Raw genomic sequence first — 13,645 nt, 5'->3', positions numbered from 1 at the left:
TCCCACGGCTCGACGATGAGCTTGACCTGGCTGTCGACGGGGTCCTGCTGCACGAGCTCGAAGAAGGTCGCGAGCTTGTCGACGTCGTAGAACTCACGGGCCAGCGCGGCCGCCAGGTCGAACCGGAACCCGTCGACGTGCATCTCCGTGACCCAGTAGCGCAGCGAGTCCATGATGGGCTGCAGCGTGTGCGGGTGACGCACGTTGAGCGAGTTGCCGGTGCCCGTGTAGTCCATGTAGTGCTGCTCGTCGTCCTCGACCAGTCGGTAGTAGGCGACGTTGTCGATGCCCCGCATCGAGAGCGTCGGCCCGAGGTGGTTGCCTTCTGCCGTGTGGTTGTAGACGACGTCGAGGATGACCTCGATGCCCGCCTCGTGCAGCGCCCTGACCATGCCCTTGAACTCCTGCACCTGGCCGCCCGGCTGTGAGGCGTAGTCGTCGTGGGGAGCGAAGAAGCCGATGGTGTTGTAGCCCCAGTAGTTCTTCAGCCCCTTCTCCGACAGGTAGTGGTCAGTGAGGAACTGGTGCACCGGGAGCAGCTCGATCGCCGTGACGCCGAGCGTCTTGAGGTGCTTGACGATCGCCGGGTGGGCGATGCCGGCGTACGTCCCGCGAAGTCCCTTCGGCACGTCGGGGTGGTTGATCGTCAGCCCGCGCACGTGGGCCTCGTAGATGACGGTCTCGTTGTAAGGGGTGCGCGGCAGACGATCGTTGGCCCAGTCGAAGAACGGGTTGACGATCAGGGAGTACGGCACATGGCCCGCAGAGTCGGCATCGTTGACCGACTCGGGGTCGTCGAGGTCGTACGAGAACAGCGAGGCGTCCCAGTCAACGCTGCCGTCCACTGCTTTCGCATACGGGTCGATCAGCAGCTTGTTCGGGTTGCAGCGCAAGCCGTTCTCAGGTTCGTCGGGGCCGTGCACGCGGTAGCCATAGCGCTGGCCCGGCCCGACTCCCAGCATGAAGCCGTGGTGGACGAATCCGTCGACCTCCTCGAGTGTCACCCTGGTCTCGGCGCCGTCTGCGTCGAACAGGCACAGCTCTACCCGATCGGCGGCCTCGGAGAAGAGAGCGAAGTTGGTGCCCGTCCCGTCGTAGGTCGCACCCAGCGGGTAGGGGGTTCCGGGCCAGGGCTGCACGTCTTCTCCTTCATCGTCGAGAGGTCGTCGGGGGGTTACCCCGGTCGACCCGTTGGAACCGGATGTCGAGTGTGACGTCACTCGCTGCTGCTCCCCCGCGGGCGGGCCTCGCGCAGGGGCGCGACAGCGGCACGCACACGATCATCCGTGAAGAAGGCATCGAGGTCGACGGGGAGCCGGATCCTCCAGTTGGGATATTCGTTCACCGTGCCCGGAAGGTTGGGCTGGCGGACCTGCCCGACGGCGTCCGCGGGCGAGCTCAGCACAAGCCGCGACGCTGCCGGTGCGATGACCGCGTGGAGCGCGACGATCGGGTCGTCCGTGGACACACCCTCGTGACGCAGGAGGTCGAACAACGCCTCACGGTCCTTCGCCGCAGCGGCGAAGGCGTCGTCGGCCGGCCCGTCGAGCAGGCCGAGCTCGGCCTGCACCCGCACCCGCTCGTCGCGGAGCCACCCGGCCACGGTCGGCAGGTCGTGCGTCGAGATGCTCGCCATGGTCTCGGGTTCCCAGTCCTGGGGTCGGGTGTGCGGCTGGCCCGGCTCGTCCCAGGCGCGCTCGAACCACAGCACCGCAGAGCTGAGGATGCCGCGCTCGTGCATCGTGTCGGTGACGACGTCCTCGACGGTCCCGAGGTCCTCACCGACGACGATCGCGCCGGCGCGGTGGGCCTCCAGCAGCAGCACCCCGAGCATCACCTCGGCGTCGTAATGCACGTACGTGCCGCGGTGGGCCGGCTCTCCGGGCGGGATCCACCACAGCCGCCACAACCCGGCAACGTGGTCGATCCGGATACCGTCAGCGTGCCGCAGCACGCTGCGGACCACGTCACGGAACGGCGCGTAGCCGGCCTCGGCCAACGCGTCGGGACGCCACGGCGGCAGCCCCCAGTCCTGACCGAGGGGGTTGAACGCGTCGGCCGGGCAGCCGACCCGCACGTCGGACGCGAAGACATCCTGCAGCGCCCAGGCGTCAGCGCCGCCGGGGTGCACGCCGACCGGGAGGTCGTGCACGATGCCCACCGACATGCCCACGTCGCGAGCCGCGTCACGGGCGGCATCGAGCTGCTCGCGGCACAAAAGCTGCAACCAGGCGTGGAACCCGATTCGTTCGGCCAGTGCTGACCGAGCCTCTCGCACGGCCTCGCCGGACGGATCTCGCAGCTCCTCCGGCCATTGGCGCCAGTCGGCACCGTGCACCTCCGCGAGCGCGGCGAACGTCGCGAAGTCGTCCAGGTCGGCGTCGCGCTGCTCGACGGCCTCGGTCTGGCGCTCGTCGCGGTGCGGCCACAGCGTCTCAAGGGCCGCCAGCTTGGCTTCCCAGACCGCGTCGTAGTCGATCAGCTCGGTGTCCTGGTCGGGCGCCAGGGCCAGCACGCGGTCGTGCGTCGCGTCCCCTGCCGCTGCGTACACACTCGTCGCCGTGACCCGGAGGTAGAGCGGGTTGGCGAAGCGGCGGCTCGACGGCGAGTAGGGCGACCGCTCGAGCGGGTGCGAGGGCACGAAGGCCTGGACGGGGTTGACCAGCAGCACACCGGCCCCCTGCTCGGAGCCCGAACGCCGGGCCATCTCCGCGAGGTCTCCGTAGTCGCCCATCCCCCACGAGTCTGTCGACTTCAAGGCGTACAGCTGCAGCATCCAACCCCACGACCGAGGCACTTCTGCCATCCGTCGTGGTGCGACGACCAGCGTGACGTCCTGGTCGGCCGTCTGGAGGCGATGCCATCCGAGCGGCAGGTCGTCGGGGAGCCGGCGGCCGACGTCGATGACGCTGCCATCCTCGAGGACCACACGTGCTGCGACACCAAGATCTTTCGTTGAGCCTCGGGTCATCACGACGGTGGGCGCCAGGACGCCGTGCCGCGACTGCGCCGCCCGCACGGCGTCGAGCTCGCGGGCGATCTCGTCGGCACTGCCGGCGTCGACGCCGAGCTGACCGAGGACGGCAATCACGATCGACTCGTCGACATCGATGGGACGCCGGTCAGAACCCTCGTAACGGGTGGCCACGCCATGTGCGGCGGCGAGCTCGGCAAGGGGGTCAGTGACAGCGATGGCCATGACGCCCAGCATGGTCCGCACACGACCCGGACGCCACACCGCCCGACCGGGAGGAGGCTCGATGCCGCACCCGGGCCGAGGGGTCCAGGAAGACGATCGCCATCAGGGCGAGCCGTCGGACGAGGAGCAGAGGCGTGTGCATGGTACGAACCTGTCTGTCGGGAGGACCGCCGTCATGGTGTTACCCCCGGCCCCGCCGACGTGTCGATGCGTGTCAGCTGCCCGAGAACGTTGCCTTGCCGGGTCCGTTCTCGATGAACGACGACATGCCGGCTGTCTGGTCATCGGTTGCGAACAGCGCGGCAAACTCGCTGCGCTCGATGTCGAGACCGCTCTGCAGATCGACCTCGAGCCCTCGGTCGACGGCGCTCTTCGCCGCTCGCAACGCCAGCGCGGGCCCGCCGACGAACTGCGCAGCCCACTCGACCGCCTTGTCGTAGACCTGGTCTGCCGGGTGCAGCTGGTCGACCAGACCTATCGCGAGCGCTTCCTCGGCACCGACGAATCGTCCGGTGTAGATGATGTCCTTCGCCCTGGCCGGTCCCACCAGCCGGGCGAGGCGCTGGGTTCCTCCTGCGCCGGGGATGATCCCGAGCAGGATCTCGGGCTGACCGAGCTTGGCGTTGTCCGCCGCGAAGCGCAGGTCGGTCGACAGCGCGACTTCGCACCCGCCGCCGAGCGCAAAACCGGTGATGGCCGAGATGGTCGGCTTGCCGACGCCGGCGAGAGCGCGGGTGAACTCTTGCAGCGTGTGAGCGTGGCGGGACATGTCCTGGTACGACATCGCCGACATCTCCTTGATGTCCGCGCCTGCGGCGAAGACCCGCTCGCCGCCGTACACGACCACGGCTGCCACGTCATCACGGCGGTCGGCCTCGGCGCAGACCTCCGCGATCTCGCGCTGCATCTGTGCGTCGAGTGCGTTCATCTTGGGCCGGTCGAGACGAATCGTCCCGACACCCTCACTGACCTCGAGTCGTACGAACTCACCCATGCCGGCCTCCACGATGTTCATCGACGGCCGTCCGGCCACCGCGTTCGAGCATAGGACAGACCGTCGCCGCGGCAGACTCTGCCCGCGTGATGCCGAGGCGCGAATGGCGTGTCGCGGCAACACGGACCTATGGTTGCCTTTTGCACCCCGACGGAAGGCACCCCATGTACATCGGCGGATCCATCGCACTCCTGGCCATCGGCGCCATCCTGTCCTTCGCAGTCCAGGCCTCGATCAGCGGCATCGACCTCATCGCGGTCGGCTACATCCTGATGGTGGCGGGCGCCCTTGGCATCGTGCTGAGCCTCGTCCTCGACGGTCAGCGCCGCCGGGACCTTCCGCCCCCCCGCTGACTGCGAGGCCAGCAGGATGCTGGGCGAAAGACCCATCGGCTGAGCACATCCGGCACCGCCCGATAGCCTGAACGTATGTCGAGCGTGTGGCTGGTACCGGAAGAGATGGCGTGACTGAGACCTTGCGCGACGACGACCTGGCGCTCGAGCCGACGTCAGGCCCCGAGGAGCTCGTCGGATTCGCCATCGTGCTCGCGGGCGAACGGGTCGGCACGGTCGCGCTGTGTCGCGAGGACCCGCGCACCGGATCGGTCCGCTGGGACACGGAGACGGACAACGTCACGGTTGCCGTCCGGGCGCTCCGTCTCGCGATCGGACACGCCTTCGACGACCTCGGCATGACCCGCATCGAGGCGCGGGTCCCCACCGATCGGACCGGCGACATCCGGGCGGCCTCGATTGCCGGTCTCCGTCGAGAGGGCATCCTGCGCGGTGCCGGCGATGACCCCGACCGGGCACTGCTGGCGCGGCTCCACGACGATCCGCCACCGTTCAGCCGTGATGGCTTCATTGCGATCCTCAACGCCGGGCTGCCGACGAAGCGCATCATCAGCCAGGGGCTCCTGCGTGATGAGCAGGGCCGCGTCCTGCTGTGCGAGCTGACCTACAAGAACGAGTGGGATCTCCCCGGTGGCGTCATCGAGGTCGGCGAGGCGCCCTCGGTGGGGCTGGTTCGCGAGCTCGAGGAGGAGCTTGGCATCGCGGTCGAGGTGCGCGATCTCATCACGGTGAACTGGCTGCCCGCTTGGCGTTCGTGGGACGACGCCTGCATCTTCCTGTTCGACCTCGGCATGGTCGACAGCTCGATCACCAACGACATGACACTGCAGCCCACCGAGATCAAGTCCGTCCAGTGGTGCGATCCGCAGACCGTCCGCTCCAGAGGTGCCGCCGCCGCGATCGAGCTGCTCGAGGCAGTGGAGTCAGGCGCAATGCCGACCTACCGCGAAGCCCCCAAGGCCCCCGAGTGACCGATCCCGGCCCCTACTGACCGTCGGCGCTGACGACTCCCCCGTACTGGCCGAGGGCGCGGGGCTTGCCGGAGCCCGGCGGTATGTAGAGGAGCACCTGGTGGAAATAACGCAGCTTGCCTGAGCTGGAGATTCCCGACGAGAGGAACGCCTCCTGGGGCGAGCCCTTGGGCCACGTGATCGTGAGGCCGTCCTTGACCGTGTAGTTGTCGAGCCGCAGGAGCGTGACGAAGGCCAGCGCTCCACCGTCGGTCGTGCGCAGGACGTACTTCACGTCGTCCGCACCCCACGACTGGGCGAAGGCAACATCCTTGAGCCCGGCGTTCGTGGTGGCGGTGGCGCGCATCTGCTTGATGAACGAGTCGTTGGCGACCTTGCCAGCCGCCGCCGATGACGGGCTGCCGATCGCTGCCGCGTACGTCTTGGCAGCCTGTTGCGGCGACATCGACATCCCGACCTTGTCATCGGGTTTCACCGTGAGCGCCTGACCGCCACCGCCCCGGCGCACGCCGGGCACGTCGGTGTCGGTGAGCGTCTCGGGGCTCGCGACCAGTAGCCACGGGTCGGATGCTGCCTCCCGCTCGAAGATCTGCACGCGGTTGACGCCCAGGCCTTCATCGCGGACCACGGCGAAGAACCACAACGGGTACCTGGTGAAGTTCGGCGTGAGCACGTCGGTGACCTCGACCGGTGAGGTGTCCTGTTTCTGCTTCTGTGCCAGTCGCTGCGAGACCTCGAACGATCCGGAGTCGATGGCCAGGACCGGGCCGCTCTCGACCGTCGACAACGGCTTCGGGTCGAGCAGCTCGATGGCCGTGTTGCGCACCGCGCGATAGCGCTTGAACACCGTCGTGACCTCGGCCTTGCTCGCCGCAGTCTTCTGGAGCGACAGGTCGCCACGCTCGTGGGGCACGGCGCAACCTGCCAGCACGACAGAGAAGACGATCAGGAGCAGGAGCCTTCTCATGTCTCATCCTGTTCATCGGCAATCTCGAACTCGGCCATGTCCTCGGCGCTGACCTCGTGCTCGACTCCATCCTCATCGACAAAGACGTAGACGACATCGTCGCCGCCAGCCGACTCGTCGGCGGCCGCAGGCTCCGGCGCGGTCGCCGGCGCAGGTGCAGGTGCCGGCGCGGTTTCAGGCAGGTCGCCACCGACGATCTCGCCCGCCGTCATGACGCCGAGCGTGGTCGTGGGCTGAGCGGCCGGTGCCTCGCGTGGCACGGGATCGGGGTCTGGGTCTGGGTCTGCAGAAGGTCTCGTGGGCTGACCGTCGTCCGGTTCCTCCTCGTGCTCCACCACCTCGTACGCCTGTGCCTCCTCGGCCGAGATCTCGTGCTCCACACCGTCATCGTCGACGTAGAGGTAGACGACCTCTTCGTGGACGTCGACACCGTCTGTTTCGATACCGTCTATGTCGACACCGTCGTCGTCGATGCCCTCGTCGTCGGAGCGGTCGCCGACCCACAGTGGCGTCCGACGTCGCACCAGCAGCCCGATCAGGACCGCGCCGAGGCCGAGAAGCAGAATTCCGGCACCCTTGGCGAAACCGCCCTTGACGCCGTAGGCGAGCGACACCGTGAGGCCCGAGAGGTTGCTCGAGCCGACCGACAGGACGGCCACCGAGACGGTCTCGTCGGGCAAGGTCGTGCTGATGCTGGCACCGCCGAGCCCTGCAGACTCCACGATCCACCAGTCGACGGCGGTCGGCGCACCCGGAAGGCTGCGGGAGCCGGGGACCTGGCGCTGCTCGACCTTCCACGGCGTGTGGAAGTTGGTGATCTCCAGCCGCGCGGTCTTGCTGACATAGTTCTTCACGTCGACGCTGTTGCCGAGGCCGAGGAAGATCGGCTTCTGCACCGGCACCTCAGCAAGCACGTCGATCTGCACGTCTGCCCAGCTGATGACCTTCGGTGCTGTCACGACCGCGATGCCATCTGTCTCGATCGCGTGCGGACCGGTCGTGCGGCGACTGTCCGGCCCGAGAACGACCATGATCGCCAGCCCGAGGAGAGCGAAGACCACGCCGAGCACCTGAAGTGCCCACCCGAGCCTCGTTCTCATGTGCACACTCCCTGTCAGGGCACCCACCGCAAGGCTGCCGCCCAAACCCTACCCGTCAGGAGGCCCCCCGTTGGGGTAGTCAGGACGGTTGGCGTGCGCGCGTCACCGGCCCGCTCTCAGAAGAGGGCCGAGGCCAGCAGCTTGCGCGCAGCTGCCACGCGCGGGTCGGCGACACCGACGACCGTGAACAGCTCGAGCAGACGCTGACGCACGACCTCCCGGTCGTCGACGGCAGAGCGTCGCACCAGGCCCACGAGCCGGTCGAAGGCGTCCTCGACGTGGCCGCCACTGACGTCGAGGTCAGCCACCAGAAGCTGAGCCTCGACGTCGTCGGGCGCATCGGCGGCGGCCGCGCGCGCCGCCTGAAGGTCGACGTCCTTGGTGCGCGACAGCAGCTTGACTCCCGCGAGCCTCTCTGCGATCTCGGTATCGGCCGGGTGCTGCGCGATGAGCTTCTCGTACTCCACCACCGCGGTCGCAAAGTCGCCACCGGCAAAGGCCGCATCCGCCGCAGCGAAACGGGGGTCGTCGTACGGCTCTGCCTCGACCTCGGGTTCAGTCGGCGCGGCACCGGTGGGCGTTGCTCGGCCGGACAGTCCGTTCTCAGCCGCGACCGTGATGAGCTCGTCGAAGTAGCGACGGACCTCGGCGTCGTCGATGGTGCCCTGGAACAGCGGCACCGGCTGGCCCTTGACCAGGCCGACCACCAGTGGCACGGCTTGCGCGCCGAGGGCTTGGGCAATGGCCGGGTTGGCATCGATGTCGATGCGCGCGAGGACGATCTGACCGTCGTACGAGGAGGCGATGACTCCAAGAGTCTCGCTGAACGACATGCTTTGCGGCGAACGGGGCGACCACAGGCTCAGCACGACGATGTGGTCCATCGACGCCTCGAGGGCGGCCTGCTGAAAGTTCTGCTCGGTGATGTCGACGACGAAGGAGCTGGCACCGGCAGCCTGCGCCGGGCGGGCGGGCGGCGGCTTCAGTGCGGAGAGGTCGATGGCGCCGGGACGTGAGAAGTTCATGACCTCAGTGTAGGAACCCCGTCGCGACGCCAGCGACGGACGGGCCTAGCGACCGTCCGTCAGACGCTGCTCCGCGGTCCGGCCACGCAGGCCCGAGCGCTGGATGACCCGCTGGATCGTGAGGTCGCGCGCGTCCGGATCACCGATGAATCGGATGTTGCGCAGGCCCTGTGCCTGGGCGGCCGACTCGAAGGTGAAGTGGCCGTAACCCAGAAGGCGACCCAGCAGCGGCTTCTCGACGGTGATGTCGAGGATGCGGGTGATCGGCATCGTGGCGATACGCACCGAGAACACCCCGCTCGCCCTGAACACCCGCATGTTCGTGATGACGAAGACGTCCCGACGCTCGCGCAGTGTGAGGTAGAGCGCGTGGAGGGCGAGGCCGACGCCGACAAGGATGAAGAACCATCCGAGGCGAATGGGACCGATGATCGCGAGCAGCCACAGCAACCCGGTGCCGGCGAGCTCAGCCAGCGGACGCCAGTAGACGACCGAGTGGTGCCGCACCAGGTCGACGACGATCTCCCCTTCTTCGGCGAGAAGGTGACTGTCGATCTTCTGATCGGGCAGCCGATCGAGCAGGGCCCGGAACATGCTCGGCCTAGCCGACGAGCTCGTTGAAGAAGACCCCAACCTGGCGGAATGCGTCCATGACGGCCCCGGCAGCATCGCTCACGGCCGTGGCCGCGCCGGAAGGAGCCGTCAGCAGGTAATAGACCGCAAAACCGACGACGAACAGGACAATGACCTTCTTCAACACCACGTCAGTGTGTCTGACGATGACCCCTCTGGTCCGGCAGGCGCGCCGTGGGCACGTCCAGCTAGAGGTGCTCGACGAGGGTGTCGGCGGCGGCGAACGGGTCGAGGCGACCGGCAAGGACCTCTTCGGCGAGGGTGTCGAGGCGCGCGTGGCCAGAGAGGTGGGCGAACCTGCGTTGCACATCAGTGAGGGCAAGCGCCTCGATCTCGCGCCGCAGGCGAGCGAGCCGTCGGCCTGTCAGCTCGCCGGAGGCGTCGAGGTGTGCGTGGTGCGCGGCAATCTCCCGGACGACCTCCGGGATGCCCTCGCCCGTCGTGGCCACGGTCAGCACGATGGGGGGCTTCCACGCGCCGTCAGGACGATCAGTCATCGAGATCACCGAGCGGAGCTCGCGTCGTGTCGAGGCGGCTCCATCGCGGTCGGCCTTGTTGACCACGAAGATGTCACCGATCTCGAGGATGCCGGCCTTGGCCGCCTGGATGCCATCTCCCATGCCTGGCGCCAGCAGGACGAGGGTCGTGTCGGCGAGGCCCGCGATCTCCACCTCGGACTGGCCGACGCCCACGGTCTCGACCAGCACGACGTCGCAACCCGCGGCGTCGAGCACCCGCAGAGCCTGGGGCGCGGATGCGGACAGCCCACCCAGGTGTCCGCGACTGGCCATCGAGCGGATGTAGACGCCATGGTCGGTCGCGTGGTCCTGCATGCGCACCCGATCGCCCAGCAACGCACCGCCGGAGAACGGTGACGTCGGGTCGACTGCCAGGACGCCCACCCGCCGGCCCTCGGCCCGCAGCGCGGTGACCAGCGCCGAGGTCGAGGTCGACTTGCCGACTCCCGGCGAGCCCGTGATGCCGACGATGTGGGCACGCCCGGTGTGGGGCGTCAGCGCGGCGCTGACCTCCCGCACGGACGGCGAACGGTCTTCGACCATCGAGATCAGCCGCGCCACGGCCCGGGCCTCGCCCGCCTGGGCTCGTTCGACGAGCTCAGCGACGGGGACCGAGGCCGCGAACGGGACGGCGCGACTGTCTCGTGACACCGCTGTCGAGCTACTTCTGGGGAACCCGGATGATCAGGGCGTCGCCCTGGCCACCGCCGCCGCACAGCGCAGCAGCGCCGATGCCGCCACCACGACGACCCAGCTCGAGCGCGAGGTGCAGCACGAGTCGGGCACCGCTGGCGCCGATCGGGTGACCGAGCGCGATCGCACCGCCGTTGACGTTCACCTTGTCGTCGGAGACCCCGAGGGCGCGCGTGCTCTCGATGCCGACCGCCGCGAAGGCTTCGTTGAGCTCGAACAGGTCGATGTCGCTGACGCTGATGCCTTCCTTCTCAGCGGCCTTGGCGATCGCGTTGGCCGGCTGCAGCTGGAGGCTCGAGTCGGGCCCGGCCACGGTGCTGGCGGCGCCGATCTCGGCGATCCACGACAGTCCGAGCTCCTCGGCCTTGGTCTTGCTCATGACCACGACCGCCGCAGCGCCGTCGGAGATCTGGCTTGCCGAGCCGGCCGTGATGGTGCCCTCCTTGCTGAAGGCTGGGCGCAGCTTGCCGAGTGACTCGGCCGTGGTGTCTGCGCGCACGCCCTCGTCCGCGGAGACGACGACCGGGTCGCCGCGGCGACTCGGGATCTCGACGGGGACGATCTCCTCGTCGAAGACACCGTTCTTCTGCGCCGTGGCGGCGAGCTGGTGCGAGCGGGCGCTGAACGCATCCTGCTCCTCACGGGTGAGCTTCTGCCCGTCCGCGTTGATCTGCTCGGTGAGCCCGCCCATCGCCTGGTCGGTCAGCGCGTCCCACAACCCGTCGTACGCCATGTGGTCGGTGAGCTTGGCATCGCCGTACTTGGTGCCCTCGCGAGACCCGAGCAGCATGTGTGGCGCCTGGGTCATCGACTCCTGGCCGCCAGCGACGACGATGTCGTACTCGCCGGCGCGGATCAGCTGGTCGGCAAGCGCGATGGCGTTGAGGCCTGACAGGCAGACCTTGTTGATGGTGATCGAGGGGGTGCTCAGGGGGATGCCACCCTTGAACGCGGCCTGGCGCGCGGGCACCTGGCCGGCGCCGGCGCCCAGGACCTGGCCCATGATCACGTAGTCGACCTGGTCGCCGGTGACACCGGCCTTCTCGAGTGCTCCCTTGATGGCGAGGCCACCGAGGTCTGAGCCGGAGAGAGACTTGAGGCCGCCGAGGAGGCGGCCGATCGGGGTGCGCGCACCGGCGACGATCACGGACTGGGTCATGGAGTTGCTCCTTCGCAAGACAGTTCGACCCACTTTACTCATGGTGTCGGACGATCATCAGGGGTGTGCGGCGTACGCCACATCGCCGGCCAACGGCGGCACAGTGCCCTACCCTCGTACGCATGCCCAGCAGTCCCCTCGTCCCTGACCACCTCCTGATCGCGATCGACCACGTCGGCATCGCCGTCCCCGATCTCGACGACGCGCTCGAGTTCTACGCCTCGACATTCGGCCTGCACTCGGTGCATGAAGAAGTCAACGAGGAGCAGGGTGTGCGTGAGGCGATGCTCGCCGTCGGCGACTCAGACCAGCGCATACAGCTCCTTGCGCCGCTGAGCGAGGATTCGACGATCGCGAAGTTCATCGCCCGCAACGGTCAGGGCATCCAGCAGCTCGCCTACCGGGTCGCCGACATCGACTCGGTCTCGGCGATCCTGCGCGAGCGCGGCGTGCGACTCCTCTACGACGCTCCGAAGCGCGGCACCTCCGACAGTCGCGTCAACTTCGTCCATCCCAAGGACGCTGGCGGGGTGCTGGTCGAGCTGGTCGAGCCCGCACGCCGAGAGTGACGAACACCACCCCCTGACATCTAGCCACCGCCCCGTTACCACCAAGTAACATCGCGGAGACCCCGAACGAAGGACGCCACGTGCAGAACATTCTCGACGCCATCACCGCAGGCGACACCGCTCCCGAGGAATTCGGCCACATTGCCCTCCCCGAGACCTACAAGGGCATCACCGTCCACAAGGACGAGGTCGACATGTTCGAGGGGCTCTCCAGTCGGGAGAAGGACCCCCGCAAGAGCCTGCACCTCGACGACGTCCCGATCCCCGAGCTCGCGCCGGGTGAAGCGCTCGTCGCCGTGATGGCCAGTGCCATCAACTACAACACCGTCTGGACCTCGATCTTCGAACCCGTCTCGACCTTCAGCTTCCTCGAGCGCTACGGCCGCCTGTCCGAGTACACCAAGCGCCACGACCTGCCGTACCACGTGGTCGGCTCCGACCTCTCCGGCGTCGTCCTGCGCACCGGCCCCGGCGTCAACAAGTGGGCGCCCGGCCGTGAGGTCGTTGCGCACTGCCTGTCGGTGGAGCTCGAGAGCCCCGACGGACACAACGACACGATGATGGATCCGGAGCAGCGCATCTGGGGCTTCGAGACCAACTTCGGTGGGCTCGCCCAGCTCGCCATCGTCAAGGCCAACCAGCTCATGCCCAAGCCGGCACACCTCACGTGGGAGGAGGCCGCCAGCCCCGGGCTCGTCAACTCCACCGCCTACCGCCAGCTGGTCTCCAAGAATGGCGCCGACATGAAGCAGGGCGACACGGTGCTGATCTGGGGCGCCTCGGGCGGCCTCGGCTCCTACGCGACGCAGTTCGCCCTCAACGGCGGTGCGACACCGGTGTGCGTCGTGTCGTCGCCCGAGAAGGCGGCCATCGTCCGCAAGATGGGCGCAGAGCTCGTCATCGACCGCTCGGCAGAGGGCTACAAGTTCTGGAAGGACGAGCACAACCAGGACCCGAAGGAATGGCTGCGATTCGGCAAGAAGATTCGCGAGCTGACCGGTGGCGACGACCCTGACATCGTGTTCGAGCACCCGGGTCGCGAGACGTTCGGCGCCAGCGTCTTCGTCGCCCGCAAGGGCGGCACGATCGTGACCTGCGCCTCGACGTCGGGCTACATGCACGAGTACGACAACCGCTACCTCTGGATGAACCTCAAGCGAATCGTCAGCTCGCACTTCGCCAACTATCGCGAGTCGTGGGAGGCCAACAAGCTCATCGACAAGGGCCTCATCCACCCGACCGTGTCACGGGTCTATGCCCTCGAGGACACTGGTCAGGCCGCTCTTGACGTGCACCACAACCTCCACCAAGGCAAGGTCGGCGTGCTCTGCCTCGCTCCTGAGGAGGGCCTGGGCGTGCGCGACGACGACAAGCGTGCGCACCACCTCGACAAGATCAACCGCTTCAGGGGCGTGTAGCCACCCTCCGGGGCCGCGCGTCAGCGACCCGATCTGACCAGCATCT

General features: G+C 67.9%; 14 protein-coding genes. 4 read left to right on the top strand and 10 right to left on the bottom strand.

Annotated elements, in window-relative coordinates; translation table 11 throughout:
* The 3 genes from H7290_RS08885 to H7290_RS08875 all read right to left on the bottom strand — a co-directional run.
* A partial coding sequence (locus tag H7290_RS08885) for an alpha-amylase family glycosyl hydrolase (RefSeq protein WP_290513658.1) occupies window positions 1–1,139 on the bottom strand: 1,139 nt, incomplete at its 3' end.
* Between the two features lie 77 nt (window positions 1,140–1,216).
* Window positions 1,217–3,199, bottom strand: a complete 1,983-nt coding sequence (gene malQ, locus H7290_RS08880; protein ID WP_290513657.1) for a 4-alpha-glucanotransferase — start codon at window positions 3,197–3,199, stop codon at window positions 1,217–1,219.
* A 214-nt stretch (window positions 3,200–3,413) separates the two neighbouring features.
* Entirely contained in the window at window positions 3,414–4,193 is a 780-nt protein-coding gene (locus H7290_RS08875; protein WP_290513659.1) for an enoyl-CoA hydratase-related protein, read from the bottom strand.
* A 164-nt stretch (window positions 4,194–4,357) separates the two neighbouring features.
* Between H7290_RS08875 and H7290_RS08870 the strand changes: the two genes are divergently transcribed.
* Complete coding sequence (locus H7290_RS08870; RefSeq protein WP_290513656.1) at window positions 4,358–4,546, top strand: DUF6458 family protein; 189 nt, start codon at window positions 4,358–4,360, stop codon at window positions 4,544–4,546.
* 110 nt (window positions 4,547–4,656) lie between these two features.
* Window positions 4,657–5,517 (top strand): NUDIX hydrolase, encoded by an 861-nt coding sequence (locus tag H7290_RS08865; RefSeq protein ID WP_290513655.1) that lies wholly within the window; start codon window positions 4,657–4,659, stop codon window positions 5,515–5,517.
* 13 nt (window positions 5,518–5,530) lie between these two features.
* Here the strand turns inward: H7290_RS08865 and H7290_RS08860 are convergent, their stop codons facing one another.
* The 7 genes from H7290_RS08860 to H7290_RS08830 all read right to left on the bottom strand — a co-directional run bounded on the left by H7290_RS08860 (window position 5,531) and on the right by H7290_RS08830 (window position 11,612).
* Entirely contained in the window at window positions 5,531–6,484 is a 954-nt protein-coding gene (locus H7290_RS08860; protein ID WP_290513654.1) for a hypothetical protein, read from the bottom strand.
* Window positions 6,481–7,584 (bottom strand): hypothetical protein, encoded by a 1,104-nt coding sequence (locus H7290_RS08855; protein WP_290513653.1) that lies wholly within the window; start codon window positions 7,582–7,584, stop codon window positions 6,481–6,483. The genes H7290_RS08860 and H7290_RS08855 overlap by 4 nt, the downstream gene beginning before the upstream one ends.
* A 116-nt stretch (window positions 7,585–7,700) precedes the next feature.
* Window positions 7,701–8,609: a tetratricopeptide repeat protein gene (locus H7290_RS08850; RefSeq protein WP_290513652.1), complete on the bottom strand. Its 909-nt coding sequence runs from the start codon at window positions 8,607–8,609 to the stop codon at window positions 7,701–7,703.
* Window positions 8,610–8,654: 45 nt separating this feature from the next.
* Window positions 8,655–9,203 carry a PH domain-containing protein gene (locus H7290_RS08845; RefSeq protein ID WP_290513651.1) on the bottom strand — a complete coding sequence of 183 codons (549 nt, stop codon included), beginning with the start codon at window positions 9,201–9,203 and terminating at the stop codon, window positions 8,655–8,657.
* Window positions 9,204–9,210: 7 nt separating this feature from the next.
* Window positions 9,211–9,369, bottom strand: coding sequence for a hypothetical protein (locus H7290_RS08840; protein ID WP_290513650.1), 159 nt, complete (start codon window positions 9,367–9,369; stop codon window positions 9,211–9,213).
* Window positions 9,370–9,430: 61 nt separating this feature from the next.
* Window positions 9,431–10,411 carry a methylmalonyl Co-A mutase-associated GTPase MeaB gene (gene meaB / locus H7290_RS08835; RefSeq protein ID WP_290513649.1) on the bottom strand — a complete coding sequence of 327 codons (981 nt, stop codon included), beginning with the start codon at window positions 10,409–10,411 and terminating at the stop codon, window positions 9,431–9,433.
* A 10-nt stretch (window positions 10,412–10,421) separates the two neighbouring features.
* Window positions 10,422–11,612, bottom strand: a complete 1,191-nt coding sequence (locus H7290_RS08830) for an acetyl-CoA C-acetyltransferase (RefSeq protein ID WP_290513648.1) — start codon at window positions 11,610–11,612, stop codon at window positions 10,422–10,424.
* Window positions 11,613–11,734: 122 nt separating this feature from the next.
* On the opposite strand from H7290_RS08830, the gene mce reads away from it, so the two are divergent.
* Window positions 11,735–12,181: a methylmalonyl-CoA epimerase gene (mce, locus tag H7290_RS08825; protein ID WP_290513647.1), complete on the top strand. Its 447-nt coding sequence runs from the start codon at window positions 11,735–11,737 to the stop codon at window positions 12,179–12,181.
* 80 nt (window positions 12,182–12,261) lie between these two features.
* A complete protein-coding gene (ccrA, locus tag H7290_RS08820) occupies window positions 12,262–13,599 on the top strand; it encodes a crotonyl-CoA carboxylase/reductase (RefSeq protein WP_290513646.1) in 1,338 nt (445 codons plus the stop codon).
* Window positions 13,600–13,645 lie beyond the last annotated feature (46 nt).

This window comes from Aeromicrobium sp. (assembly GCF_014378035.1).
Lineage (GTDB): Bacteria > Actinomycetota > Actinomycetes > Propionibacteriales > Nocardioidaceae > Aeromicrobium.
This window is presented reverse-complemented; position numbering and strand designations above follow the sequence as displayed.

Bases quoted from the DNA above. Each gene is read 5' to 3' on its own strand.
- H7290_RS08845 (WP_290513651.1), bottom strand. From the start codon at position 9,203: ATGTTCCGGGCCCTGCTCGATCGGCTGCCCGATCAGAAGATCGACAGT.
- malQ (WP_290513657.1), bottom strand. From the start codon at position 3,199: ATGGCCATCGCTGTCACTGACCCCCTTGCCGAGCTCGCCGCCGCACAT.
- H7290_RS08870 (WP_290513656.1), top strand. From the start codon at position 4,358: ATGTACATCGGCGGATCCATCGCACTCCTGGCCATCGGCGCCATCCTG.
- H7290_RS08875 (WP_290513659.1), bottom strand. From the start codon at position 4,193: ATGGGTGAGTTCGTACGACTCGAGGTCAGTGAGGGTGTCGGGACGATT.
- H7290_RS08830 (WP_290513648.1), bottom strand. From the start codon at position 11,612: ATGACCCAGTCCGTGATCGTCGCCGGTGCGCGCACCCCGATCGGCCGC.
- mce (WP_290513647.1), top strand. From the start codon at position 11,735: ATGCCCAGCAGTCCCCTCGTCCCTGACCACCTCCTGATCGCGATCGAC.
- H7290_RS08860 (WP_290513654.1), bottom strand. From the start codon at position 6,484: ATGAGAAGGCTCCTGCTCCTGATCGTCTTCTCTGTCGTGCTGGCAGGT.
- H7290_RS08850 (WP_290513652.1), bottom strand. From the start codon at position 8,609: ATGAACTTCTCACGTCCCGGCGCCATCGACCTCTCCGCACTGAAGCCG.
- H7290_RS08855 (WP_290513653.1), bottom strand. From the start codon at position 7,584: ATGAGAACGAGGCTCGGGTGGGCACTTCAGGTGCTCGGCGTGGTCTTC.